The sequence below is a fragment of the Pseudomonas sp. AC136 genome (genome assembly GCF_979258585.1).
On the sequence record NZ_OZ409865.1, the window covers coordinates 3,398,342 to 3,424,151 of the forward strand.

General features: G+C 62.4%; 22 protein-coding genes. 16 read left to right on the forward strand and 6 right to left on the reverse strand.

Annotated features, from left to right (window positions below):
- Positions 1 to 136: 136 nt before the first annotated feature.
- A complete protein-coding gene (locus ACZZZU_RS15030) occupies positions 137 to 3,019 on the reverse strand; it encodes an EAL domain-containing protein (RefSeq protein ID WP_463551068.1) in 2,883 nt (960 codons plus the stop codon).
- Positions 3,020 to 3,242: 223 nt separating this feature from the next.
- Here ACZZZU_RS15030 and uvrD point away from each other — a divergent pair, with 223 nt between their 5' ends.
- From uvrD to ACZZZU_RS15050, 4 genes are all read left to right on the forward strand, one after another.
- Complete coding sequence (uvrD, locus tag ACZZZU_RS15035) at positions 3,243 to 5,432, forward strand: DNA helicase II (protein WP_463551069.1); 2,190 nt, start codon at positions 3,243 to 3,245, stop codon at positions 5,430 to 5,432.
- Between the two features lie 126 nt (positions 5,433 to 5,558).
- Positions 5,559 to 7,382 (forward strand): hypothetical protein, encoded by a 1,824-nt coding sequence (locus tag ACZZZU_RS15040; protein ID WP_463551070.1) that lies wholly within the window; start codon positions 5,559 to 5,561, stop codon positions 7,380 to 7,382.
- A 95-nt stretch (positions 7,383 to 7,477) separates the two neighbouring features.
- Entirely contained in the window at positions 7,478 to 8,347 is an 870-nt protein-coding gene (locus tag ACZZZU_RS15045; RefSeq protein ID WP_463384373.1) for a Tim44 domain-containing protein, read from the forward strand.
- A gap of 127 nt (positions 8,348 to 8,474) precedes the next feature.
- Positions 8,475 to 8,882 (forward strand): SMI1/KNR4 family protein, encoded by a 408-nt coding sequence (locus ACZZZU_RS15050; protein WP_110615634.1) that lies wholly within the window; start codon positions 8,475 to 8,477, stop codon positions 8,880 to 8,882.
- Between the two features lie 301 nt (positions 8,883 to 9,183).
- On the opposite strand, the gene ACZZZU_RS15055 is transcribed toward ACZZZU_RS15050, so the two are convergent.
- The gene (locus ACZZZU_RS15055; protein WP_122492341.1) at positions 9,184 to 9,879 is read right to left on the reverse strand and encodes a GntR family transcriptional regulator; all 696 of its coding nucleotides are present in this window, start codon (positions 9,877 to 9,879) and stop codon (positions 9,184 to 9,186) included.
- 203 nt (positions 9,880 to 10,082) lie between these two features.
- Here ACZZZU_RS15055 and ACZZZU_RS15060 point away from each other — a divergent pair, with 203 nt between their 5' ends.
- From ACZZZU_RS15060 to ACZZZU_RS15105, 10 genes are all read left to right on the forward strand, one after another.
- Positions 10,083 to 11,483: an aspartate aminotransferase family protein gene (locus tag ACZZZU_RS15060; protein ID WP_463551071.1), complete on the forward strand. Its 1,401-nt coding sequence runs from the start codon at positions 10,083 to 10,085 to the stop codon at positions 11,481 to 11,483.
- 5 nt (positions 11,484 to 11,488) lie between these two features.
- Positions 11,489 to 12,856: a glutamine synthetase family protein gene (locus ACZZZU_RS15065; RefSeq protein WP_463551072.1), complete on the forward strand. Its 1,368-nt coding sequence runs from the start codon at positions 11,489 to 11,491 to the stop codon at positions 12,854 to 12,856.
- 47 nt (positions 12,857 to 12,903) lie between these two features.
- Complete coding sequence (locus tag ACZZZU_RS15070; RefSeq protein WP_463551073.1) at positions 12,904 to 13,701, forward strand: substrate-binding periplasmic protein; 798 nt, start codon at positions 12,904 to 12,906, stop codon at positions 13,699 to 13,701.
- A gap of 123 nt (positions 13,702 to 13,824) precedes the next feature.
- Positions 13,825 to 14,322: an acyl-CoA thioesterase gene (locus ACZZZU_RS15075; RefSeq protein WP_122492345.1), complete on the forward strand. Its 498-nt coding sequence runs from the start codon at positions 13,825 to 13,827 to the stop codon at positions 14,320 to 14,322.
- Positions 14,323 to 14,542: 220 nt separating this feature from the next.
- Positions 14,543 to 15,034 carry a 5-(carboxyamino)imidazole ribonucleotide mutase gene (purE, locus tag ACZZZU_RS15080; RefSeq protein WP_122449988.1) on the forward strand — a complete coding sequence of 164 codons (492 nt, stop codon included), beginning with the start codon at positions 14,543 to 14,545 and terminating at the stop codon, positions 15,032 to 15,034.
- Between the two features lie 65 nt (positions 15,035 to 15,099).
- Positions 15,100 to 16,179 carry a 5-(carboxyamino)imidazole ribonucleotide synthase gene (locus tag ACZZZU_RS15085; RefSeq protein WP_463551074.1) on the forward strand — a complete coding sequence of 360 codons (1,080 nt, stop codon included), beginning with the start codon at positions 15,100 to 15,102 and terminating at the stop codon, positions 16,177 to 16,179.
- A 118-nt stretch (positions 16,180 to 16,297) separates the two neighbouring features.
- Positions 16,298 to 16,543 carry a GlsB/YeaQ/YmgE family stress response membrane protein gene (locus ACZZZU_RS15090; RefSeq protein ID WP_463551075.1) on the forward strand — a complete coding sequence of 82 codons (246 nt, stop codon included), beginning with the start codon at positions 16,298 to 16,300 and terminating at the stop codon, positions 16,541 to 16,543.
- A gap of 58 nt (positions 16,544 to 16,601) precedes the next feature.
- Positions 16,602 to 17,366, forward strand: coding sequence for a sulfite exporter TauE/SafE family protein (locus tag ACZZZU_RS15095; protein WP_463551076.1), 765 nt, complete (start codon positions 16,602 to 16,604; stop codon positions 17,364 to 17,366).
- Between the two features lie 36 nt (positions 17,367 to 17,402).
- Entirely contained in the window at positions 17,403 to 17,933 is a 531-nt protein-coding gene (locus ACZZZU_RS15100) for a DUF3299 domain-containing protein (RefSeq protein ID WP_463384380.1), read from the forward strand.
- A 99-nt stretch (positions 17,934 to 18,032) separates the two neighbouring features.
- Positions 18,033 to 18,953: a ZIP family metal transporter gene (locus tag ACZZZU_RS15105; RefSeq protein WP_463551077.1), complete on the forward strand. Its 921-nt coding sequence runs from the start codon at positions 18,033 to 18,035 to the stop codon at positions 18,951 to 18,953.
- Between the two features lie 5 nt (positions 18,954 to 18,958).
- Here ACZZZU_RS15105 and ACZZZU_RS15110 read toward each other — a convergent pair whose 3' ends face one another.
- From ACZZZU_RS15110 to ACZZZU_RS15120, 3 genes are all read right to left on the reverse strand, one after another.
- Positions 18,959 to 20,008 (reverse strand): GGDEF domain-containing protein, encoded by a 1,050-nt coding sequence (locus tag ACZZZU_RS15110; RefSeq protein WP_463551078.1) that lies wholly within the window; start codon positions 20,006 to 20,008, stop codon positions 18,959 to 18,961.
- Positions 20,009 to 20,095: 87 nt separating this feature from the next.
- A complete protein-coding gene (locus ACZZZU_RS15115) occupies positions 20,096 to 20,998 on the reverse strand; it encodes a D-hexose-6-phosphate mutarotase (RefSeq protein ID WP_463551079.1) in 903 nt (300 codons plus the stop codon).
- A gap of 151 nt (positions 20,999 to 21,149) precedes the next feature.
- Positions 21,150 to 21,548 carry an acyl-CoA thioesterase gene (locus ACZZZU_RS15120; protein ID WP_108095192.1) on the reverse strand — a complete coding sequence of 133 codons (399 nt, stop codon included), beginning with the start codon at positions 21,546 to 21,548 and terminating at the stop codon, positions 21,150 to 21,152.
- Between the two features lie 303 nt (positions 21,549 to 21,851).
- Here ACZZZU_RS15120 and ACZZZU_RS15125 point away from each other — a divergent pair, with 303 nt between their 5' ends.
- Positions 21,852 to 23,141: an MFS transporter gene (locus tag ACZZZU_RS15125; RefSeq protein ID WP_463551080.1), complete on the forward strand. Its 1,290-nt coding sequence runs from the start codon at positions 21,852 to 21,854 to the stop codon at positions 23,139 to 23,141.
- Here the strand turns inward: ACZZZU_RS15125 and ACZZZU_RS15130 are convergent.
- A complete protein-coding gene (locus ACZZZU_RS15130; RefSeq protein WP_463551081.1) occupies positions 23,125 to 24,435 on the reverse strand; it encodes a PQQ-dependent sugar dehydrogenase in 1,311 nt (436 codons plus the stop codon). The two genes, ACZZZU_RS15125 and ACZZZU_RS15130, sit on opposite strands and share 17 nt — an antisense overlap.
- Positions 24,436 to 24,748: 313 nt before the next feature.
- Here ACZZZU_RS15130 and ACZZZU_RS15135 point away from each other — a divergent pair, with 313 nt between their 5' ends.
- Positions 24,749 to 25,720, forward strand: coding sequence for a phosphate ABC transporter substrate-binding protein PstS (locus tag ACZZZU_RS15135; protein ID WP_463384386.1), 972 nt, complete (start codon positions 24,749 to 24,751; stop codon positions 25,718 to 25,720).
- Positions 25,721 to 25,810 lie beyond the last annotated feature (90 nt).

The window sequence follows — 25,810 nt, forward strand, 5'->3', positions numbered from 1 at the left end:
GAGGTTCGCCACAGGCTGGCGAAGGCGTGGCGAGCAGAGGTTGAAACTGTGCAGCAGGTACGGAAAAAACCTCGAGACGGTCGCATTCCTCTAGGGCCAATCGCGGCTAAAGCCGCTCCCACAGGGTGGCGGACTTTCAGGAGGCGATGCTGCTCTGCTCCAGCAACAATTTAACGAAATGCTCCGCCGCCAACGGCCGGCTGATCAGGAAGCCCTGGATCTCGTCGCACTGCTGGGCTTTGAGGAAGTTCATCTGCGCCTGGGTTTCCACGCCCTCGGCCACCACTTTCAGTTCCAGGCTGTGGGCCATGGCGATAATGGCGCGCGTGATAGCGGCGTCCTCGCCGTTGGCTGACAGGTCGCGGATGAAGGATTGGTCGATCTTCACGTAATCCACCGGGAAGCGCTTGAGGTAGCTCAGCGAGGAATAGCCGGTGCCGAAGTCGTCGATGGCCAGTTTCACGCCCATCTGCCGCAGTTGGTGGAAGGTGCTGATCACGTTCTCGACGTTGTCGAGCAACTGGCTTTCGGTCAGTTCCAGTTCCAGCAGGTGCGGTGCCAGCCCGGTTTCGTCGAGCACCTGGCGCACCAGTGCGGTGAGGTTGCCTTGGCGCAGTTGGTGCACCGAAAGATTCACCGACACGCGAATATCGGCCAGGCCCATGGTCTGCCATTCGCGCGCCTGACGGCAGGCTTGGCGCAGCACGAATTCGCCGATGGGCGCGATTAAGCCGGTTTCTTCGGCCAGGCCGATAAAGTCGCCGGGCGGCACCAGGCCGTGTTCCGGGTGACGCCAGCGCACCAGCGCCTCGGCCGAGCTGAGGGTGTCGGTGACCATGCACAGTTTCGGTTGGTAGAAGACTTCCAACTGGCCCAGCTCGATGCCTTTGCGCAGTTGGTTTTCCAGTTGCAGGCGCTCCAGCGTGCAGGCTTGCAGGTTGTCGGTGAAGAACTGGAAGGTGTTGCCGCCCAGGTGCTTGGCGTGCTGCATGGCCATGTTGGCCTGGCTGATCAGCGCGCTCATTTCCCGCGCGTTTTCCGGCAGCAGACTGATGCCGATGGAAGCGCTGACCACCAGTTCCTGGCCGCCCACGGTCATGGGCGTGCGCAATTTGGCGAGCAAGCGGCTGGCCAGACGGGCCAGGTTCGACAGGCTGCCGTAGCTGTCGAGAATCACGGCAAATTCATCGCCCGAGAGCCGCGCCAGGGTGTCGGCTTCCGGCATGGATTGGGTCAGGCGGCGGCTCATTTGCCGCAGCAACTGATCGGCCACTTCGTGGCCCAGGCTGTCGTTGAGCAGTTTGAAACGGTCAAGGTCGATGTGCAGCAACGCCAACGTGCGCTCGCCTTGGCGAGCCCGTTCGCTCGCTTCGTGCAGGCGCGCTTTGAACAGCGTGCGGTTGGCTAGGCCGGTGAGTTCGTCGTAGTGCGAGAGGTAACGCAGGCGTTCCTCGGCTTCGCGGCGCGAGGTGAGGTCAGCGAAGAAGCCGACGATGTGGCTGACCCGGCCACGGCTGTCGTGCACCACGTTCATTTGCAGCCATTGCGGGTACAGCTCGCCGTTCTTACGGGTTTCCACCAGCTCGCCCTGCCATTTGCCGTGCTGCTCCAGCTCCTGACGGATCACTTCGTATTGGCCGCGGTTGTCGCGGCTGCCGATCATGCGCGTCACGCTCTGGCCGTGGACTTCCTCGGCGCCGTAGCCGGTCACGTCGCTGTAGGCCTGGTTAACGGCGAGTACTTTGTAGTCGGGGTCGAGAATGATGATGCCTTCGCTGGCGGCCTCGAACACGATGGCGGCCAGGCGCTGTTCTTCGTCGCGGCTTTTCCAGGCGGTGATGTCGCGGCGGGTGCCGAGCATGCGCGTGACACGGCCACTGGCGTCGCGCTCCACGGCGCGGCCGCGGTCTTCCACCCACAGCCATTGGTTGTCGGCGCGGCGGACGCGGTATTCGATTTCGTAGCCGTCGGTCAGGCCTTTCATGTGCTCGACCAAGGTGCGGCGCAGCAGGGGCAGGTCTTCGGGGTGCAGGCGCGGTTTCAGGTCGCGCAGCATGGCGGTGACGGCGTTGGGGTCGAGGCCGAACAGTTCCTTGAGGCGCGAATGGTGCACCTCGTCGGTTTCCAGGTTCCAGTCCCACATGCCCAGCTCACTGGCTTCCAGGGCCATGGCCAAGCGCGCTTCGCTTTTGCTCAGGGCATGGCTGGCAGCATCCAGCTCCAGCGTGCGCTGGGCCACGCGTATTTCCAGCTCATTGTGGGCGTCGCGCAGTTCGCGTTCGGCGCGACGGCGCTGTTCTATTTCCCGCGCCAGCTCGCCGTTCAGGCCTTCGGCCTGGCCTTTGGCGTGTTCCAGACGGCTGATCAGCGCCTGGTTATGAAAGCGCTGCACCAGGCTGCGCTGCACCAGCCGGTTGATCTGCCAGGCCACGACCAGCAACGCGCCGAACAGGATCAGGCCAAGCAGGCCCCAACCTTGTTGGGTGTCGTTGCCGGACAGCAGCAAATAGCCCACCGCCGGCACCAAGCAGGGCAGGGCGAAGGTCAGAAAGGCGGTGAGGCTAACGGCGTAGGCGACGCTGGCGGACAAAATGGCCGCGCTGATCAGCCCGAACATCAGCACTTGCTGGAAGAAGGCGTTCGGCGGCACCAGCGCGATGGCGCCAATGGCCAGGGCCACGCCCGAGGCGAAGGCGCCGAGCAAAAACATCTGCCGCCAATGGGGTTTGGCTTGGCGCGACGGCAGCGCGGCATTGAACGCGGCCACCTGAATCAGGCGCAGCACCGCCAGCGTCACCACGCCCACCAGCCAGCCGGCGAGCAGCAGGTCGCCGCGCGGCTCCCATAACAGGTAGGCGCAGGCCAGGCCGCAAAGCAGCATGAACAGGGTGGGAATGCGTGAGCCCTCGTACAACAAACGAGTGCGCTCAACGGCGATGTCGGTAGCGAACAGCTGGCGAATGTCTCGATCGGTCTCTGCCAGTGGCAGTTCGAGAGGACGCCTGGAATGTGCGGTCATAGGCCCTTTTCTTGTAATGGTTATGCCTAGTCGTGGCCGGAGCATACACAACCGAAGCCGTTGGCCCAAGGCTCAATCTCGGCATTTTCATGGTGAATACCCCTTACTTTCGATAGCGCGGCCAGCGCCGCTGCGTTGACCTGCCGGTCGTCGGCAAAGCGTTGCGGCGCGCATCGGTCGTGCGGCGTTTGCCCTCACTACCCCGGCCCCCTAGAATGCCGCGATGCGCGACGATCTCTCCCTTCTGCTTAATTCCCTCAACGACGCTCAACGCCAGGCCGTAGCGGCCCCGGTGGGGCGTCAGTTGGTTCTGGCCGGCGCTGGTTCCGGCAAAACCCGCGTGCTGGTGCACCGCATCGCCTGGTTGATCCAGGTTGAAGGCGCCTCGCCGCACTCGATTCTGTCGGTGACGTTCACCAACAAAGCCGCCGCCGAAATGCGTCACCGCATTCAGCAACTGCTCGGGCTCAACCCGGCCGGCATGTGGGTGGGCACGTTCCACGGCCTGGCCCATCGCCTGTTGCGGGCGCATTGGCAGGAAGCGGGGCTGAACCAGAATTTCCAGATTCTCGACAGCGACGACCAGCAGCGCCTGGTCAAGCGCGTGATGCGTGAGCTGGGCCTGGATGAACAACGCTGGCCGGCGCGTCAGGCGCAGTGGTTTATCAATGGTCAGAAAGACGAAGGCCTGCGGCCCAAGCATATCCAGCCGGGCGGCGACATGTTCCTCGCCACCATGCGCTCTGTTTATGAAGCCTACGAAGCGGCGTGCCTGCGCGCCGGGGTGATCGATTTCTCCGAACTGCTGCTGCGTGCCCTCGACCTGTGGCGCGACAACCCGGGCCTGCTGGAGCATTACCAGCGCCGCTTCCGCCACATTCTGGTCGACGAATTCCAAGACACCAACGCCGTGCAATACGCCTGGCTGCGCCTGCTCGGCAAAGGCGGCGACAGCCTGATGGTGGTGGGCGATGACGACCAGTCGATCTATGGCTGGCGCGGCGCCAAAATTGAGAACATTCACCAGTACTCCAGCGATTTCCCGGATGCCGAGACCATTCGCCTGGAGCAGAACTACCGCTCCACGGCCAGCATTCTCAAGGCCGCCAACGCGCTGATCGTCAACAATAGTGGGCGCCTGGGCAAAGAGCTGTGGACCGACGGCGGCGACGGCGACGCCATCAGCCTGTATGCCGCGTTCAACGAACACGACGAAGCGCGTTACGTGGTCGAAACCATCGGAGACGCGCTGCGTAAAAACGGCTTGTTGCGCAGCGAAATCGCCATTCTTTACCGCTCCAACGCCCAGTCGCGGGTGCTGGAAGAGGCGCTGCTGCGCGAGCGTATTCCGTACCGCATCTACGGCGGCCAGCGCTTCTTCGAGCGCGCCGAAATCAAAAACGCCATGGCTTATCTGCGCCTGCTAGAAGGGCGCGGGAACGATGCGGCGCTGGAGCGGATCATCAACGTGCCGGCGCGTGGTATTGGCGAGAAAACCGTGGAAGCGATCCGCGAACACGCGCGTCACAGCGATCTGTCGATGTGGGAAGCCATGCGCCAGTTGGTGGCCAATAAAGGTGTGACCGGTCGCGCTGCCAGTGCGCTGGGCGGGTTTATCGAGCTGATCGAAAACCTCGCGGCCAAGGTCATGGAAATGCCGCTGCACCTGATGACCCAAACGGTGATCGAGCAGTCCGGCCTCATCACTTATCACAAAGAAGAAAAAGGCGAGAAAGGCCAGGCTCGGGTGGAAAACCTTGAGGAATTGGTCAGCGCCGCGCGCAATTTCGAAAACAGCGAAGAAGACGACCAGACGCCATTGGCCGCCTTCCTCGGCCACGCTTCGCTGGAAGCGGGCGACGCGCAAGCCGACGAACACGAAGACAGCGTGCAGTTGATGACGCTGCACAGCGCCAAAGGCCTGGAATTCCCGCTGGTGTTTTTGGTGGGCATGGAAGAGGGGCTGTTCCCGCACAAGATGAGCCTGGAAGAACCGGGTCGCTTGGAAGAAGAGCGGCGCCTGGCTTACGTGGGCATCACCCGCGCCATGCAGAACCTGGTGCTTACTTACGCCGAGACGCGCCGTTTATATGGCAGCGAGACGTACAACAAAGTCTCGCGCTTTGTACGCGAAGTGCCGCCGGCGTTGATTCAGGAAGTGCGCCTGTCCAACAGCGTCAGCCGCCCTTATGGCAACAGCAATCGCGGCGCCAACACCGGCAGCATGTTTGCCAACGCCGAAGTGCCCGACACCGAATTCCGCTTGGGCCAGGCGGTTAAGCACGCCCTGTTTGGCGAAGGGGTGATTCTCAACTTCGAAGGCGCCGGCGCGCAGGCGCGGGTGCAGGTGAACTTCGCGGCTGAGGGCACCAAGTGGTTGATGATGGGTTATGCGAAGTTAGAACCGCTCTGAAGGTTTCGTTTTCTGTTAGAACCAATCGCGGCTAAAGCCGCTCCCACAGGATCGTGTGTTTTCTGTAGGAGCGGCTTTAGCCGCGATGCATTTCCCGCCCCTATTTTCGGCTGAAAGGATTTCACCGTGCGCCTGACCCCCCTTGTCGCCTTGCTTACCTCCTTACTCGTGCCGCTGCATGCCGTCGCCGGCCTGTTTGGCAAAGACGGCCCGCCGCTGAGTGTAGAGCGCGACGTCAGCAAGTACCTCGACTGGAACACCGGCATGCAGCGCGAACGGGTGACGTACGTTCTGCGTATGAACGGCCGCAAGCTCAGTGACGAGACCATCACCAAGGCCGTGGGTGCGAAGGAAGAGAGGCTCTACGCGACCAACATCTTCGCCGCCATCAGCGCCGGGCCTAACGATGCGTTGGTGCTCTATGGCTCAAACGGGCTGTACAACCTGGCCACGCTGCACGTTGAAGGCAAAGCGCTAACGGGCAAAACGCTGCTCAATGAGGTGACGCAAAACTGGTTTACCGATGCGCGCATGGACGGCTGGGTGTCGGTGCAGCAGGAGGGTCATTTGCACTTGGTGCAACTCAGTCCGTTGAAAATGGTGGATGTCGGACCCGGCGTGTTGCTCGATGTGCGCGGCGATACCGCGCTGTTGGCCAAAGAGGGTTATCGCGAACCCCAATCGACCATCCGCGCCGTGAGCATCGGCCAGGCCAAGCAAGTGGCCGAACTGTCGCTGCCCACTGCCTGCTTTGCGCTGCCGCGTTTCGAGTTCACCCACCCGGCGGTCTACGGCGACATGGACACGTCCACGCTGGAAACCCTGCTATTTAAAGATGGCCCGACCTGGTTCGACACCAACTTCACCCTGACCACCGGCGCCACGCCGCAGTTGCAGCTCAAAAGCACCCAGCAATTGCCCAAGCCGCCAGTGGAGCGCTGGTCGGTGACGGTTCGCGAGCCGGACCTCGGCCGCCCGCCGCGCAAGCCCGAAGAGCTCGACTACGCGTCTACGCCGTCTTATGAAGAAAATGACGACACCATCGACCCCGAGCCTGTCGCCTGCGCGAGCACCAACCCCAACCCGGGCATCAATGCCGGCAAGGCGCCGTACCCGACGCAGTCGATCATGGCCGAAGACTTGTGCCTGGGCGACGACATGCCCGGCATCACCGATGCCATGCGCAAGCAGCGCTGCGTACTTCCGGCCACCACAAAAGTGCTCACCAAAGGGCCGCAGTGGCAGTTGGAAGAGGTGCGCTTCGCCTATCGCCCGCAAGGCGGCAAGGCCCAGGTTGAGCAGGTGGTTTACCAGCTACACGAGGGCAAGCAGGTGCACCGCGCCATTGCCGGGGCCTTGGGCGAAGGCCTGCGCTTGCGTGAAGTGGCGATAACGGGCGAGGGCCAGGCGCTGATCAAGGGGCGTGGCGAAGGGGCGTATGAGCTGTTCCGCTTGTCTACCAGCGCTGACGGCAAACTGCTGCTGGAGTTTCTCGACACCGTGCCGTTCCCGGCCACCCCGTTCGACACCAGCAAGCCGGGCTGGGTGTACCAGCGCAGCGCGGGTTTCCTGATGAGGGCGCAGCCGTTTGGATTCGAGCGCATCGGCAAGGGCTTGCTCGATGTGCGCGGCACCGAGCTGCTTTATTACTACACCGACTACGACAACGACGACCTGGTGCTGCTCGCCAAGAATTTCCAGCCGGAGCCGCAGCAGCGTGAAACCGGCGAAGACGCACCGCGTTTAACCCTGAGCGGTAGCTGCAGGATGGACGACGATCCGTACTGGGAATTTGCCGTTCCGCCTGTCAACGCCACGCTGGCGCAGTCTGCCGCCTGGTTCAGCCGCAATTTCGATTACACGAACGGCAAGGCTGGCAGCATTGTCCTACGTAAAGATCATCAACTGCGCGTCAAACACGGCTGCGCTTCTGATGGCGGACAGAACTAAACGGCATAAATCCGGAAACATTCTGCTGCTGGTCATCACCGGGAAGCGTGTGCAACATGGCGCGCGTTGAGTCCTTTTAAAGAGAGTTGCGAACCATGAAACGTTTCATCAGCCTGGCCATGATGCTCTGCGTCGCGTTGACGCTCAGCCTCGACGCCAATGCAAAGCGCATGGGCGGCGGTAAATCGTTCGGCTCCGCGCCAACCCATCAAACCCGTCAAGCCACCCCGCCGGCCAACCAGGCCGCCGCACCGGGCAAAGCCGCTCCGGCTGCTGCCGCCACCAGTGGCGCGTCCCGTTGGTTGGGCCCATTGGCCGGTCTGGCCGCTGGCGGCCTGTTGGCCTCGATGTTTATGGGCGACGGCTTCCAAGGCATGCAGATTTTCGACTTCCTGATCATTGCCCTGATCGCCTTTGTGATCTTCCGCTTCATCGCCGCCCGTCGTCGTCAGCAGAACGCTGGCCAGCCAGCCGCTGCCGGTGGTTACGCGCCGATGCAACGTGAAATGCCGGTGAATCAGCCGGTTGCTCCGGCCAGTAACTCGATTTTCGGCGGTGGCAGCTCGGCTGCAGCAGCGCCGGTCATCAATGCACCGAGCTGGTTTAACGAGCAGCGTTTTGTCGAAGCCGGCAAAGAGCACTTCATGGCCCTGCAGCAACACTGGGACGCGGCGGAGATGGACAAGATCGCCGAATTCGTGACCCCGCAGATGCTCAGCTTCCTGAAGGCCGAGCGCGACGAATTGGGCGAGGGCTTCCAGTCCACTTACGTGGAAGAACTGCAGGCTCAGCTCGACGGTATCGACGAGCTGGCGGACAAAACCGTCGCCACGCTGACCTTCCGCGGCATCGTCAAGACTTCGCGTTTTGACCAGGGCGAAGCGTTCAGCGAAAGCTGGCGCATGGAGCGGGCCAACAGCGAGAACGCTCCTTGGCTGGTGGCGGGTATCCGTCAGAACAGCTAAACCTTTGCGGCGTCGCGACAGTAAAAAACCCGGGCTTGCCCGGGTTTTTTCGATTACGGCCAGATAGTTTTTTTCTACCCGCCAGCTACTGTATAAAGCCCATCCCATTGCCCGAGGAGAGCCCGCCATGGAAGAAGTGATCGACGAGCTGCGTGAGCTCAACGAGAAGGTACCGGTGCCCCTTGAACTGCCGGATGAAGAGCTGCTGGTGGAAATTGAAGAGCAGCTGCTGATCAATATTCCATTCGAATTCCGCGAGTTTCTGCTCAAAGTCAGCGACGTGGTGTACGGGCGCCTGGAGCCGGTAACCGTCACCGACCCGCAATCCCACACCTATTTGCCGGAAGTGGCCTCGGTGGCCTGGTCGCTCGGCGTGCCGCGCGAACTGATTCCGTTGTGCGAAGACAACGGCAACTACTACTGCGTCGAACTCGACGGCACCGTGTTGCTGTGGGACGGCGATGAAGAAGACCTCACCGACGAAAGCTGGGACTCGGTGTGGAAGTGGGCGCGTGAGGTGTGGCTGGAGAGTTGAGTGGTTGTTGGGGGTTGGGAGAGGCGCTCGGCTGGATACGCTGGAACCCGAATCGTCGGACCTGGCGGCTATTTCCGTGGCGCGTCCAAGACAGCGCCTGACTCAAGATTCTGGATCCCCGCGTGCGCGAGGATGACGGAGTTTTAACCACACATCCGTCATTCCCGCGCAGGCGGCGGATCGCTGGTTTCGCGAGGTTGACGGCGATTCCAACACGTACAGCCGTCATCCTCGCGAAGGCGGGGATCCAGTATTTCGGACTTGGAGGCTATTTTCGTGGCGCGCCCAAGATAGCGCCTGACTAAAGATTCTGGATTCCCGCCTTCGCGGGAATGACGGATGTCCCCGCCTGAACCCCCTCCAGCTCCAGCAAATTCAGCAAAAAATTCCCAAAATACGTCAAATCCTGCTCCATCGCCGCCCGGGCGGCTTTGCCGTCTCCGGCCTGCAGCGCTTTCAGCGTGTCGTCGTGGAAGTCATTCAGGCGCAGCGACAGATCCGCCTCGGTAAACAGCCGGTTAAAGAACGGCCCCACTTGCAGCCACAGGCTCTCGATCTGGCGCAGCAGAATCGGATTTCGGCAGGCGGTGTACAGCGTCAGGTGGAACTGGCTGTTGTCGTTGAGATAACCCTGCACATCGCGCCGTTCCAGCGCTTCTTCCATGCGCTCGACGCAGCCTTGCAGCACGGCCATGTCATCGGCGCTCAGTTGGGTTGCGGCGAGCTCTACGGCCAGGCCTTCGAGGGCCAAACGCACCTGGAAAATATGCAGAAACCGTTCACGGGTCATGGCTGGAACCCGCAGCGACCGTTGCGGTTCGCCCTCCAGGGCGCCTTCGGCCACCAATCGCTGTAGCGCGGCGCGCACGGGCATGGGGCTGGTGCCGAGTGCGGCGGCGAGGTCGCGGATTTTCAGGCGTTCGCCGGGTTTGAATTGCCCGGCCAGTAGGCCGGCACGCAGTTGCTGATAGAGCAGGTCCTGGAGGTTCTCGGCCATGGGTGCGTTACTCGGCCAGAACCGGCGGCGCCGGCAGTTGGTTCAGGGTCAGGCTGCATTCGTGGGTCATGACGGTCGCTCACTGGCTGATGTTTGTGATCACAGACTTTAAGAATTTCGCCAAAAATACGCAATACGGAGTCCGCTTGACACAACTGTGATCACAAATCAGCATGTGGCAACTTTCTAACGAGACGTTTCCCATGACTGCCAGTGGCATCAGTGACCGCGTAATCGAACAATTTGCCGCCCAAGAGCGCGCGCGTTTTCTTGCCGATAATCCCAAGTCTGTCGCCCTCGCCGAACGGGCACGCGGTTCGCTGTTTGGTGGCGTGCCGATGCATTGGATGAGCGATTGGTCGACGCCCTCGCCGCTGTTTGTCAGCCGCGCGCAAGGCGCTCGGTTTTACGATGTCGACGGCCATGAGTACGTGGATTTCTGCCTCGGCGATACCGGCAGTATGTTCGGCCATTCCCCCGCGCCGATTGCCCGCGCGCTGGCCGAGCAGGGCGCCAATGGCCTGACCACCATGTTGCCAGGCGAAGACGCCGTGGTGGTGGGCGAATTGCTCGCCGAGCGTTTCGGCTTGCCCTATTGGCAGGTGGCGACCACCGCCACCGACGCCAACCGCTTTGTGGTGCGCTGGGCCCGCGCGATCACCCAGCGCAAAACCCTGCTGGTGTTCGACGGTTGCTACCACGGCACCGTCGATGACGTGATGGTGCGCTGGCAAGACGGCCGCACCGTGCACCGCCCTGGTTTGCTCGGCCAGGCTTACGACCTCACCGAGCACAGCCGCAGCGTGCCGTTCAACGACCTCGCCGCATTGGAAGCAGCGCTGCAAAGCGAAGACGTCGCCGCCGTACTCTGCGAGCCGGCGATGACCAACATCGGCATGGTGCTGCCCGCGCCCGGTTACCTGGCGAAGCTGCGTGAACTCACGCGCCGTTACGGCACGCTGCTGATCATCGACGAAACCCACACCATCTCCACCGGCCCCGGCGGCTGCACCCGCGTGTGGAACCTGGAGCCGGATTTCATCACCCTCGGCAAACCGATTGCCGGCGGCGTGCCATGTTCGGTGTATGGCTGCAGCGCCGCCATGGCCCAGGCCATGATCGAAGCGCGCAGCCGCGCCAGCAGTCACGGGCAAAGCCACGGCCACAGCGGCATGGGAACCACGTTATCGGCCAATGCGCTGGCGATGCATTGCATGCGCGTCAACCTTGAAGAGGTAATGACTGAAAGCGCCTACGCCCACATGTTGCCGTTGGCCGAGCGCCTGGCTCAGGGCTTTGCGGCGCTGATCGGCAAGCACCAGTTGGCCTGGTCAGTCACGCAATTGGGCGCGCGCTGCGAGTTCCAGTTCTGCACGCGGCTGCCGGCCACCGGGGCTGAAGCCGAGGCGGCGTTCCACGATGCGCTGCAAATGGCTTTGCACCTGTACCTGATCAACCGCGGCATTCTGATCACGCCGTTCCACAACATGACTCTGTGCTGCCCCGACACCACGGCCGCTGACGTCGACCGCCTGCTCGCCACCCTCGATCAGGCACTCACCGAATTGCTGGCTCTGCCCGGCGCGCGCGAACAGAGCGAGTAACCCCCATGGACTTTGCCAACATTCAGGAAGCCCACGATTTCCTCGCTGCCAATCCGCAGGTGCGCAGCATCGAAGTGTTCCTAATCGACAGCAACGGCGTGCCGCGCGGCAAGCTGTTGCACCGCGACGAGCTGCTGGCGATGTACGCCAACGGCCGACCGCTGCCGAGCACCATTCTTGGCCTGACCATTAATGGCGACGACGTTGAAGACACCGGTCTGGTCTGGGAAGTCGGCGACGCCGATTGCTGGACCTACCCGCTGCCCGGCAGCCTGACCTTGCAACCGTGGCGCACACCGCCCACCGGTCAGGTGCAGGTGAGCATGCATCCGCAACAGGGATTGCCGGCAGCGGTGGCCGATCCGCGTCACGTATTGGTGAACGTGATCGAACGCCTGAAAGCGGACGGTTTTTATCCGGTGATGGCGGTGGAGCTGGAGTTTTATTTGCTCGACCGCGAGCGTGGCGAGAACGGCCGACCGCTGCCGGCGCGACAGGCCAACGGCGCGCGTCCCCATGCCACTCAGGTGTACGGCGTGTACGAGCTGGAGCAGTTGCAGCCGTTTCTGAACGATCTGTACGACGCCTGCGAAGCCCAGGGCTTGCCGGCGCGCACGGCCATTTCGGAATACGCGCCCGGGCAGGTGGAAATCACTCTGGAGCACCGTTTCGACGCGTTGCAGGCCATCGATGAAGGCGTGCGCTATAAGCGGCTGGTCAAAGGCGTGGCCAACAAACACGGTTTGCAGGCGTGCTTTATGGCCAAGCCGTTTGGCGATTTGGCCGGCACCGGCATGCACATGCACGTCAGCCTGGCCGATGCCGAGGGCAATAACCTGTTCGCCAGCGAAGACCCGGCTGGCACGCCGCTGTTGCGCCATTCCATCGGCGGCATGATGCACACGCTGCTCGACTCGCTCGCGCTGTTCTGCCCCAACGCCAACTCGTTCCGCCGCTTCCAGGCCAACAGCTATGCGCCGCTGGCGCTGACGTGGGGCATTAACAACCGCACCGTGTCGCTGCGGGTTCCAGGCGGGCCGGCGGTGAGTCGGCATATTGAGCACCGCATTTGCGGCGCCGACGCCAACCCGTATCTGGCGGCAGCGGCGATTCTGGCGGGCATGCAGCACGGCATTCGCCAGCAAATCGACCCCGGCGCGCCGATTACCGGCAACGGCTATGCCCAGGCCACGGAGTTCTTGCCCACCGATTGGCTGACGGCGTTGAAAGCGCTGGAGCAGTCCGACTGGGCCAAAGAGGCGTTCGGCGAGGCGTACCTAAAGGTGTATCTGGCCATCAAGTACACCGAATACCGCGAGTTCATGGGCGAGGTCGGTGAGCAGGATTGGCGCTGGTATCTGGTTCATGCCTGACGGCGTGTTAGCTGCTACGTTTTAATCAGTCGTTTCGGAGCGGGCGTATGCGGTGGTGTTGGTGGCTGGCAATGGTGTTGACGGTGGGCTCGGCTCAAGCCGAAACCCTGCGTGTGGGCATCGAAAGCCACGACTACATGCCGTACTTTCGCGCCCAGCCCGGGCAGCCGGTGGAAGGTTATGCGGTGGAGCTGTTGCAGCGCTTCGCCGACGACCAAAAGATGACGCTGCAACTGCTGCCGCGTCCGCTCAATCGCCTGCACCACGATTTGCTCAATAGCGAAAACCTCGACGTGATCTTTCCCGACAACCCGCAATGGTCGCGCGAGTTGAAGGGCGACCGGCGCATGTATTACAGCCATGCCGCCATCAATCTGGTGGACGCCACGCTGGTGCTGCACGAACGCCTGGGCATGGGCCGAGCGGCGGTGAAGCGGCTCGGCACGGTGCGTGGGTTCACCCCGCAAGCCTGGGCTGAGCAGATGGCCAGCGGTGAGGTGGAGTTGCTTGAAGCCAATGACATTGGTGGGCTGATTCGCATGGCGCTGCGCGGGCGCATCGATGCGGTGTACGCCAACGCCGAAGTGGTGCGTCTGCAATTGCAGGAAATGGGCGAGCCGGGCGAGCGCCTGGTGGCAGACCCGCAGTTGCCGCTGGCGCGCACCAGTTTTCACTTGAGCACGCTCGAGCATCCGCAGTTGCTGGAACGCTTCAACCGCTTCCTTGAACAACACGCCGGCGAACTGGCGGCATTGCGCGAACGCTATGGCCTGGCTTGCAGCGCCAGCGACCTGGTCGAAGAGTTGCCCGCCTGCCGCGCGCGCAGTCTGGCCGGCAGCCGCTAAGCGGTTCGCCCGGACGTGACGCGCAAGGGCGTTGCATCGTTCCCATAGCCAATGCTAAACAGCGCCAGTGCGCGTTTGCCGTCAGGCTTGCGCGCTCACTTTCTCAGGGCAAACGAGACGACCATGGAACCCGGAAACTCCCAGCTGACAATGACCGTCTTGATGACGCCCGACATGGCCAACTTCTCTGGCAACGTGCACGGCGGCACGCTGCTCAAATACCTCGACGAAGTGGCCTTCGCCTGCGCCAGCCGCTATGCCGGTACTTACGTGGTGACCTTGTCGGTGGACCAGGTGATTTTCCGCGAGCCGGTGCATGTCGGTGAGCTGGTGACCTTTCTCGCCTCGGTGAATTACACCGGGCGCACGTCGATGGAAATCGGCGTGAAAGTGGTGACCGAAAACATCCGTGAAAAGTCGGTGCGCCACACCAACAGCTGCTTTTTCACCATGGTGGCTGTGGGCGATAACGGCAGCCCAACCGTGGTGCCGCCGCTGGAGCCGGAAAGCGCCGATGAAAAGCGCCGCTTCCGCCAAGCGCAACAGCGCCGCGATTTGCGCCAGGAACTGGAGCGTCGCTACCAAGAGATCCGGGAAGACGGCGACCCCGCCAAGGCCTGACAGGCCAGTGCCCGCGCCGCGTTCAAATGGCTCGAACGTGGCGCGAATGCCCCGCCAAACGGTCGCTTTTGGCGGGTACTGTTTTCCCGAATCTTTACGTTATACTGCGCGGCCTTTGGCCGGCTTCGCTCCGGTCTCGCATACAAGCCACGCCTGGTTTTCCAGCGTGGCTTGTTAGTTTTTGCCGCGCCGCCAGGCGCCAATGAGAAGAGGCACGACGATGAGCGTACTGGTTGGCGTGATCATGGGCTCCAAGTCCGATTGGTCCACCCTTAGCCACACCGCCGATATGCTGGAGAAGCTGGGCATTCCTTACGAAGTGAAGGTTGTGTCCGCTCACCGCACCCCGGATTTGCTTTTCCAGTACGCCGAAGAAGCCGAAGGCCGTGGCATTCAGGTGATCATCGCCGGCGCTGGCGGCGCGGCCCATTTGCCAGGTATGTGCGCGGCCAAAACGCACCTGCCGGTGCTGGGCGTGCCGGTGCAGTCGTCGATGCTCTCGGGCGTCGATTCGCTGTTGTCGATTGTGCAAATGCCAGCCGGCATTCCGGTCGCCACCCTGGCCATCGGCAAGGCCGGCGCGGTGAACGCGGCCTTGTTGGCGGCGAGCATTCTTGGCCATCAACACCCGCAGTTCCACGCCGCGCTGAAGCAATTCCGTACCGAGCAAACGGACAGCGTGCTGGATAACCCGGACCCGCGCATCGCCTGATGCCACGCCGGTTTTATGCGGCGCCGAGCGCCGCTGTGTCTGAGTTTCGAATGGGGCGGTAAAAGATGAAAATCGGTGTAATCGGTGGCGGCCAACTGGGTCGCATGTTGGCGCTGGCGGGCACGCCGCTGGGCATGAACTTCGCCTTTCTCGACCCGGCGCCAGATGCCTGCGCAGCTGCCTTGGGCGAGCACTTGCGCGCCGATTACAACGACCAGGAGCACCTGCGCCAACTGGCCGACGAAGTGGACCTGGTGACCTTCGAATTCGAAAGCGTGCCGGCTGAAACCGTGGCCTTCCTGTCGCAGTTCGTGCCGGTTTATCCCAGCGCCGACGCCCTGCGCATCGCTCGCGACCGCTGGTTCGAAAAAAGCATGTTCAAAGACCTGGGCATTCCCACGCCCGCGTTCGCCGACATTCAGTCGCAAGCCGACCTCGACGCCGCCGTCGCCACCATCGGCCTGCCTGCGGTGCTGAAAACCCGCACCCTGGGCTACGACGGTAAAGGCCAGAAAGTGCTGCGCAAGCCTGAAGATGTAGTCGGCACCTTCGCCGAGTTGGGCAGCGTACCGTGCTTGCTCGAAGGCTTCGTGCCGTTCACCGGCGAAGTGTCGCTGGTGGCCGTGCGCGCCCGCGATGGCGAAACCCGTTTCTACCCGCTGGTGCACAACACCCATGTGAACGGCATTTTGTGCCTGTCCATCGCCAGCACCGACCACCCGCTGCAAGCGCTGGCCGAGGACTACGTGAGCCGCGTGCTCACCAAGCTCGATTACGTGGGCGTGTTGGCCTTCGAATTCTTCGAAGTGGATGGCGGCCTCAAGGCCAACGAAATCGCGCCACGGGTGCACAACTCCGGGCACTGGACGATTGAAGGCGCCGAGTGCAGCCAGTTCGAGAACCACCTGCGCGCCGTCGCCGGCCTGCCGTTGGGCTCTACCGCCAAGCTGGGCGAGAGCGCCATGCTCAACTTCATCGGCGAAGTGCCGGCGGTTGAGCAGGTGATCGCCATCGATGACTGCCACGTGCACCACTATGGCAAAGCGTTCAAGGCTGGCCGCAAGGTGGGCCACGCCACCGTGCGCAGCGTCGACCGCGCCACGCTGGATGCGCAAGTGGCCAAGGTTCAAGCGCTGATCAAATAAGCGCCGGCCTTTCGCCTGGGTCGCGGTTGCCTGGACCTAAACATGGAACCTCCCCGTTCGCCTACTCTCTGATTTCAGGTGCCAGCGTTGGCACCTTTGCCATTGAGAGGGGATTTCCATGGGCATTATCGGCACCATCATTATTGGTTTCTTCGCGGGCCTGATCGCGCGCTTCCTCAAGCCGGGCGACGACAGCATGGGTTGGATCATGACCATCCTGCTGGGTATCGCCGGTTCGTTGGCAGCCACCTACGGCGGCCAGGCGCTGGGCCTGTATCAGGCGGGCGAAGCGGCCGGCTTTGTCGGCGCGGTAGTCGGCGCGATCGTTCTGCTGGTCATCTACGGCATCGTTAAGAAGCGCTAAGCCGCATTGCCGCAACGGGCGGTTGATTCGCCGCCCGTGATTCGCGCAGCATGGCGCGATGACTGACTTCTTCGCGTTTTATCAGCACCTTGGCGTTGCCCTGACCGTGCTGGTGCTGGCCACGTTCGTATTGGCCGGCACCGTCAAAGGCGTGATCGGCCTTGGCCTGCCCACGGTGGCCATGGGCTTGCTGGGGCTGGCGATGCTGCCCCCACAGGCCGCTGCGCTGTTGTTCATTCCCTCTACCGTTACCAACCTCTGGCAGCTGGCAATCGGCGGCGCGTTGCGTCCGTTGTGGCTGCGCTTGTGGCCGTTACTGCTGACGATCGTGGTCGGCACGGCGCTCGGTTCCTGGTGGCTAGGGCTGGGCTCGGGTCAGTGGATGACCCATGCGTTGGGCGCTGCGTTGCTGGTGTATGCCCTGAGCGGTTTGTTGCTGCCGACCCTGCGCGTGCCCGCCGCGTGGGAACTGTGGCTGGGTCCGTTGTGCGGCCTGCTGACGGGCGTGGTGACCGCCGCCACCGGCGTATTCGTGATTCCCGCTGTGCCCTATCTGCAAGCCCTGGGGTTGCAGCGCGATGCACTGGTACAGGCGTTGGGGCTGTCGTTTACGGTGTCCACCGTGGCGTTGGGCGCGGCGCTGTTCTGGCGTGGCGAGTTGGGCAGCGCTGAATTGGGCGCCTCGCTGGTGGCGCTGCTGCCGGCGCTGTTGGGCATGGCGCTGGGCCAATGGCTGCGGCAGCGCATCAGCGCGCTGCTGTTCAAGCGCCTGTTCTTTATCGGCTTGGCGCTGCTGGGTCTGCACCTGGCAATTAGCGGCTGATAGACTCGCCGGCGTCCGTCTTCCCCGAGTTTTTCCATGCGCCGCTTATTGTTCAGCCTGTTGCTACTCAGTGGTTTTGCCCACGCACAATTGCCCGAAACCGACTGGCTGTCGCTGATGCCCAAAGCCGATCAAAAGGCGTTGGAAGCCATGCCGGAAATTAGCCACAACACCCCCGAAGGCGACGGTACGTTCAGCAGCAAAGGCGGCTTGAAGCAGGAGAAAGGCCTGCCAGCGGTGATGTATTCCACCCACACGGTGGCGGCGATGAACAACAAGACCATCCGCATCGGCGGCTACCCGGTGCCGTTGGAAACCGACGCCAAAGGCCGCAGCACCTTGTTTTTCCTCGTGCCATACCCCGGCGCCTGCATCCACGTGCCGCCACCGCCGCCGAACCAAATGGTGCTGGTGCGTTATCCCAAAGGCCTGAAGCTCGACGACATCTATAACCCACTCTGGGTGACCGGCACCTTGAAAGTGGAAAAGGTCAGCAACGACCTGGCCGACGCCGCCTACGCACTGGATGCCAGCAACGTGCGAGCGGTGACCGAGGCGGATTTGTAATCATCGTTGCCGGTGCTCCACGATAGATTTTTTCTTATGGCCATCAAGCGGCGATAGCTTTTAATCTGCGTTTACATTTTTCAGCGCCGGTTCACTGCTATGCCGACTTCCATTCTTGCCATGCGAAACGCCTGGGTTAGCCAGGCGCATAACCACCCGTTCACCACCTTGGGTTTCGGCGCCGCTGCCGTCGCGGTGCTGGTGTTGCTGGTGATGAGCATCTACAACGCCTTTCAGGGCGACGGCTCCGGGCATTTGCACATCGCCTTTTACGGCGGCATGGCCGGTTTCGGCGCCACGGCGCTGGGCGCGATTTTCGCCCTGACCTTGGGCTCGATCAAAGCCCGCACCCAAGACACCATGCTCGGCTTTGCCGCCGGCATGATGCTCGCCGCCAGCTCCTTCTCGCTGATTCTGCCGGGCCTGGCCGCAGCCAAAGAAATTACCGGCAACGGCCCCATGGCTGCGTTAACGGTGGTTGTCGGCCTCGGCCTGGGCGTGTTGCTGATGCTCGGCCTCGACCGTTTTACCCCGCACGAACACGACAGCACCGGCCCCTGCGGCCCGGAAGCCGAGCGCATTAACCGTGTGTGGCTGTTTGTGTTGGCCGTGACGCTGCACAACATCCCGGAAGGTATGGCGATTGGCGTGAGCTTTTCCGGCGGCGACATGAGTGTTGGCCTGCCGCTGACCACCGCCATCGCCATCCAAGACATTCCCGAAGGCCTCGCCGTGGCCATGGCGCTGCGGGCCACCGGTATGTCGTCGATGAAAGCCGCGCTGCTGGCCGTTTTGAGCGGTGCCATGGAGCCGTTGGGCGCATTGATCGGCATTGGCGTTTCCAGCGGCTTCGCCTTGGCGTATCCGATCAGCATGGGCCTGGCGGCTGGCGCGATGATTTTTGTGGTGTCCCACGAAGTGATTCCGGAAACCCACCGCAACGGCCACCAGACCCCGGCCACGCTGGGCCTGATGGCGGGCTTCGCGGTGATGATGTTCCTCGACACGGCGCTGGGCTAACGCCCTCAGGCGTTGGCGTCGGTAGCCATCAGGCGGTTGCGCCCCAGCGCTTTGCCACTGAACAAGCGCTGGTCAGCGCAGCGGTAGAGTTCGGCCGCGCTGAGGCCATCGGTCGGCCACTGGGCCAGGCCGAAGGTGGCCGACAGGGCGATAACCTCGTCGCCATAGCGCAGCGGATGGCTGGCGATGTGCTCACGCAGGTTTTCCACCAGCGGCGTGGCGGCCGCCAATTCGGTGTTGGGCAGAATCAGCCCGAACTCTTCGCCGCCCAGCCGCCCCAGGCTGTCGGTGGCGCGCAGCCGTAGCCGCAAACCCTCGCAAATATGCTTCAGCGCCTGATCGCCCGCGTCGTGGCCCCAGGTGTCGTTAACCCGTTTGAAATGGTCGACATCCATGATCACCAACACCACCGTCAAGCTGCTGCGTTCCGCTTCCAGAATGCTGCGCTCCAGCGCCTGCTGAAAACTGCCGCGACTGGCCACCCCGGTCAGCGCATCGGTTTGCGCCTGGCGTTCGAGCTGGTCGTAGGCAGCGGCGCGGCGGAATTCGTACAGGTGCACAAAGATGATGATCATCACCCCGCACAGCACGGCGTTGAGCACATCGATGAGCGCGGCGGAATCGGCCGGCAGCGGGTATTTGTCGAAATACAGGGCAATGGCGGTGAGCGTGAACGGCATGGTCAACAGGAACCCGCGCACCCGGCCCAGCAGCAAATACGAGAGCAGCGGAATGATGTAAATCCACACGTAGGCGGCGCTCGACGCCTCGGGCATGACGATGATGTACAGAAGAAAAAAGAAGGTCGGGATCAGGTACAGGTAAATCCACGGCACCAGGTTGCGCACCGCCACAATCTTCCAGCCACCCCATACCAGCAGCGCGCTGATGACCAGCTCGAACACGGCGATGGCGGGATGCGAAGCGAGGAACTGCAGCACGGCGAAGCAACTCAGCGTTACGCCCGTGCTCACCAGAATCAGGCGCATCAGCGTGCGCTTACCGGTGTCTTCCAGGCCGTTCTTACCCGCCGAAGCGCTGAATTTTCTGAGCATGGGAGCCGGGCACTGGCGAAGAGTGATGGCGCATTGCAATACAGTGCCGGGCGATTGGCAAGGGGCGCTTGAGCAGAGCCCCCGTGTTTAGGCGGATTCAGCCCAGAGCGTGACGGCCATAGTGTGCGCGGCGCCGGGCGCGAGGGTGAGGTGGTCGTCCAGCACGTTGGCGGTTTCGATGCACAACATGCCGGGCCAGGCGTCGTCGGCGAACTGGCTCAAGCGCTGGGCTTTATCGGTCCACGGGTTCCACACCACCGCCGATTGCGAGCCGCTGCTGGCCAGGTGAATGCGCCGGTTCCACAGCGGATCGAAGATGCTCACCTGCGCCGGTACATCGAGATAGATGCGGTCGGTTTCGCCAGTAAACGTGATGTCGCCGTGCTGGGTGCGCTGCTCCCAGTTCGCCAGTGTTTCGATGTAGCGGGTCTGGTCGAAGCCTTCGAGGCGCGTCTGGTGGATGTCACCCACAGCAAAATAGGTATGCAACGCCTGGCTCATCGCCAACGGCTGATTGCTGCCGTTACGGGTGGTCAGGCTGAGGGTCAGGCGTTCGTCCAACTGAACGTCCAGGCTGAGTTCAATGCCGGCGGGCAGCGCGGGCAGGCTGTTGGCCGGCAAGGTGAAACGCAGGGTCACGCGCTGGTCATCGTTGTCGATGCCTTGCAACTGCCAGTCCAGGCCACGAACCGGGCCGTGAGCGGGTGCCGACGCGCCGGCGTGTTGCTGCTGAATCGGCTCGGGGTTTCGCGCCAGGTCGCCAAACCACGGCCAGCACACCGGCACGCCGCCACGCACCGATTGGCCTTTTTTATAGGCGGCTTGCTCGCTCAGCCAAACGACCGGTTGTTGATCGTGGGGCTGGTAAGTCAGCACCTGCGCGCCCTGTTGGGCGATCAGCAAATTGGCGTGGGCGGTGCGAATGCGCCAGCACACCAGTTCGTCCAGTTCGATGCGTTCAACGTGGGGGGCGGTGGTGGCGAGGGACATTCGGGGGCTCCTGACGTACGAAATTCAGTCCCCTCTCCCGTTTACGGGAGAGGGTTAGGGTGAGGGCAGCAGGCGACTCGGTCTTGACTGGCGCAACGGCCAACCCTCACCCCTCGCCCCTCTCCCGGAGGGAGAGGGGAATCACAGCGGCTTAACGCCGTGGCACGGGCCGTGTCCGGCCGCTGCCATCAATAGCCACAAACACAAACACCGCCTCGGTCACCTTGCGCCATTCGCTGGAGAGCGGGTCATCGCTCCACACTTCCACCAGCATCTGAATCGAGCTGCGGCCGATTTCCAGGGTTTGGCTGTAGAAGGAAAGCTGGGCGCCTACGGCAACCGGGACCAGAAAGGCCATGCGGTCGATGGCGACAGTCGATACCCGGCCGCCAGCGACTTTGCTCGCCATGGCCGTGCCGGCGAGATCCATCTGCGAGACCAGCCAGCCGCCGTAAATGTCGCCGAAGCCATTGGTTTCGCGGGGGAGGGCGGTAATTTGCAGCGCCAGATCGCCTTGCGGCGTTGGGTCTTCTTGTTCGAGTTCGATCATGCCTAGGGTGCCTCTTACCCGTCACTCTTATTGGTTGTGGTCAGTCTCGGGCTTGACTGCTCACTCGGCTAACAGGCCGCAAGTTGGGTTCGCAGAAGACCCGGCCGCTCTAGCTGGGGCCAGACGCGGACAGGCCGCAGTATATCGGGGGTTTTGTCCTAGCACGACTGCCGGGTTCCAGAATTGACCGAGATGGTTACATTGCTGTGTCGAACTGTCGCAATTTGCTATCGTGCCGCCCTGCCGCGCGGGGCTTTGCGCCCGTTGTGGCTGCGCTTTCAGCCGATTGAGAAGCCCTCTTTTATGTCCATCGCCGCCTCGCCCACGCCTGTCCCCACCCGACCGCTGACTCGCAGCGATTACAAAACCCTGTCGCTCTCCGCTCTGGGCGGTGCGCTGGAGTTTTACGACTTCATCATTTTCGTGTTCTTCGCGGCCGTGGTCGGCAAGCTGTTCTTCCCGGCCGAAATGCCCGAGTGGCTGCGGCAGATGCAAACTTTCGGCATCTTCGCCGCCGGCTATCTGGCCCGCCCGCTGGGCGGCATCGTCATGGCGCATTTCGGCGACCTGCTGGGCCGCAAGAAAATGTTCACCCTGAGCATTTTCATGATGGCCGTGCCCACCTTGCTGATGGGCTTGCTGCCGACCTACGCGCAAATCGGCATCTGGGCGCCCATCGCCTTGCTGGTGCTGCGGGTGATTCAGGGCGCCGCTATTGGCGGTGAAGTGCCCGGCGCCTGGGTGTTTGTCGCCGAGCACGTGCCGCCACGGCACATCGGCTATGCCTGCGGCACGCTGACCTCGGGGCTAACGGCCGGCATTCTGCTGGGCTCGCTGGTGGCCACCTTGTTCAACAGCATCTTCACGCCCGAAGAACTGCTGGCCTACGGCTGGCGTGGGCCGTTCCTGCTCGGCGGCGTGTTTGGGTTGTTCTCGGTGTACCTGCGCCGCTGGCTGCACGAAACGCCGGTGTTCGCCGAGCTGCAGCAGCGCAAAGCCCTGGCCGACGAAGTGCCGCTCAAGGCCGTGGTGCGTGATCACCGGGGCGCGATTCTGTTGTCGATGCTGCTCACCTGGGTGCTGTCGGCCGGCATCATCGTGGTCATTCTGATGACGCCCACGCTGTTGCAAACCCTCTACCACTTCAACGCGGCCACGGCGCTGCAGGCCAATAGCCTGGCCATCGTGTTTTTGAGTATGGGTTGCGTAGCGGCTGGTGCCTTGGCTGATCGATTCGGCGCGGGCCGTGTGTTTATCGTCGGCAGCTTGCTGCTGTTGGCCAGTTCGTGGACGTTCTACACGCAGGTCAGCGCTCATCCCGAATGGCTATTCCCGCTCTACGCGCTAACGGGCCTGTTCGTGGGCACCATCGGCGCGGTGCCGTTTGTGATGGTCAATGCCTTCCCGCCGGTGGTGCGTTTTTCCGGGTTGTCGTTTTCCTACAACCTGGCCTACGCCATCTTCGGCGGGCTGACACCGATGCTCGTCACCCTGCTGCTCAAGACCGACCCCCTCGGGCCGGCCTATTACGTGGCCGCGCTGTGCGGCCTGGGCTTTTGCGTAGGCGTGTACCTGCTTACTTCGAAGCGCTGACCCGCCACACTTTGTTGCCGACGTCGTCAGTCACCAGCAGCGCGCCCTGGCTGTCGACGGCGACATCCACCGGACGGCCTTGCGCTTCGCCTTCAGGGTTGAGGAAGCCGGTGAGCACGTCTTGCGGCATGCCGTTGGGTTTGCCACCGCTGAACGGCACGAAGATCACCTTGTAGCCAGCGCGCGGCTCGCGGTTCCATGAGCCGTGTTGCGCCACCAGCAGCCCTTCCTTGTAATCCGGCAGCGCGCTCTTGTCGCCAAAGGTGATGCCCAGCGAGGCTGTGTGCGAGCCCAGCGCGTAATCGGGCACCAAGGCTTTAGCGACCAGGTCTGGCTGTTGCGGCTCCACGCGCTCGTCGACGTGCTGGCCGTAGTAGCTGTAGGGCCAGCCATAAAAACCGTCTTCCTTCACCGAGGTGATGTAGTCCGGCACCAGGTCGTTGCCGATTTCGTCGCGCTCATTCACCGCTACCCACAGCGCCCCGGTAGTGGGTTCCCACGCCAGGCCGTTGGGGTTGCGCAGGCCGGTGGCGAACAGGCGTTTGTCGCCGCTGCTGGGGTCCAGCTCCCAGATGGCGGCGCGGCCTTCTTCTATATCCAGGCCGTTTTCGCCGACGTTGCTGTTCGAGCCAACCGTGACGTACAGCTTTTTACCGTCCTGGCTGGCGATCAGGTTTTTCGTCCAGTGATGGTTCAGGCCGGCCGGCAGCGCGGTGATTTTGGTCGGCTCGGCGCTGATTTCGGTCTGGCCTGCCACATACGGCACGCGCACCACTGCGTCGGCGTTGGCGATATACAAGTCGTTGCCAACCAGGGCCATGCCGAAGGGCGAGTGCAGGTTTTTCAAAAAGGTGGTGCGCACTTCGGCGATGCCGTCGTGGTCGGCGTCGCGCAGCAAGGTGATGCGGTCGGCGCTCGGCACGCCGGCGCCGGCTTTGGCCATGATCTTCGTGGCCACCCATTCCTTGATTTTGAAATCGCCTTCATCTTGCGGCTTCGGCGCGTTGCTCTCGGCCACCAGCACGTCGCCGTTGGGCAACACGTGCAGCCAGCGCGGATGGTCCAGCCCTTCGGCAAAAAGATTCACCTTGGTGCCCGGCGCCGCTTCCGGCGTTCCACCCACTGGCCAGCCGACCGCGTTGGCAATGTTCACCGTCGGCAGCAGGCCCGACTCGGGTTCCGGCAGGGTCGGCTTCGGCCCGTAGCCCTTTAGCGCATCGGCGGTTGGCGTTTCCGCGCAGCTCACGCACGCGACGGTCAGTAGGGATAGCGGCAGTAAACGAGCGAAATGCATGGGGCGGTCTCCGGGTCGTTGCTAGTGGCTCAATAAGTGACAGCACAACGTTCACACTGTTTTGAAAACCTGCGCTGCGGCTTTATTGGCAGCTTTTAGTTATACGGCAGCTTCGCGATTCTGGACCCCCGCCTTCGCGGGGGTGACGGGATGCGCGAGCATCGCGACCCGCGCTTCAACGCCGCATGGCCGAGCGCAGCAGCTTCCATGATGGCCTTTCATCTAATTGTCACATTCAAGTCATAGAGTCTTCACACGGCCTACAGATACTTGGGCCCGTTCCATCACAACCCTATCCTGCTAGGAGCAAGGCATGAAACTTAAGCGTTTGATGGCGGCCCTGACTTTTGTCGCCGCTGGCGTCGCCACCGCAAGCGCGGTTGCCGCTGTTGACCCGTCGATCCCGGCCTACAACAAGACCACCGGCGTATCCGGCAACCTGTCCAGCGTTGGTTCCGACACCCTCGCCAACCTCATGACCCTGTGGGCTGAGGAATACAAACGCCTGTACCCGAACGTCAATATCCAGATTCAGGCCGCCGGTTCTTCCACCGCGCCACCCGCTCTGACTGAAGGCACCGCTAACCTGGGCCCAATGTCGCGCAAAATGAAAGACGTTGAGCTGCAAGCCTTCGAATCCAAATACGGCTACAAGCCGACTGCCGTTCCGGTAGCCGTCGACGCCCTGGCTGTATTCGTACACAAAGACAACCCGATCAAAGGCCTGACCATGGCTCAGGTTGATGCGATCTTCTCGGCAACCCGCCTGTGCGGTGGCCCGAAAGACATCAAAACCTGGGGCGACCTGGGCATCACCGGCGACTTGGCCAACAAGCCAGTACAACTGTTCGGTCGTAACTCGGTATCGGGCACCTACGGCTACTTCAAAGAAGAAGCCCTGTGCAAAGGCGACTACAAAGCCAACGTGAACGAGCAGCCAGGTTCGGCTTCGGTGGTTCAGTCCATCAGCTCCTCGCTGAACGGCATCGGCTACTCGGGCATTGGCTACAAAACTGCCAGCGTTCGCACCGTACCGTTGGCTAAGAAAGAAGGCGGCGAGTTCGTAGAAGACAACGAGCAAAACGCCCTGAACGGTTCCTACCCGCTGTCGCGCTTCCTGTTCGTGTACGTGAACAAGGCGCCGAACAAGCCTCTGGCTCCGCTGGAAGCTGAATTCGTGAAGATGGTTCTGTCGCAATCCGGTCAGCAAGTGGTCGTCAAAGACGGCTACATCCCGCTGCCAGCCAAAGTGGCTGAGAAGGCGTTGAAAGACCTGGGTCTCTAAGACCAGCAGGAGCGGTTAACCGCCGCTCCGTTGAACACATAAGCGCCGTTTGGTGATCCCGAGCGGCGTATTTCGCAAGCCCGCTGTCAA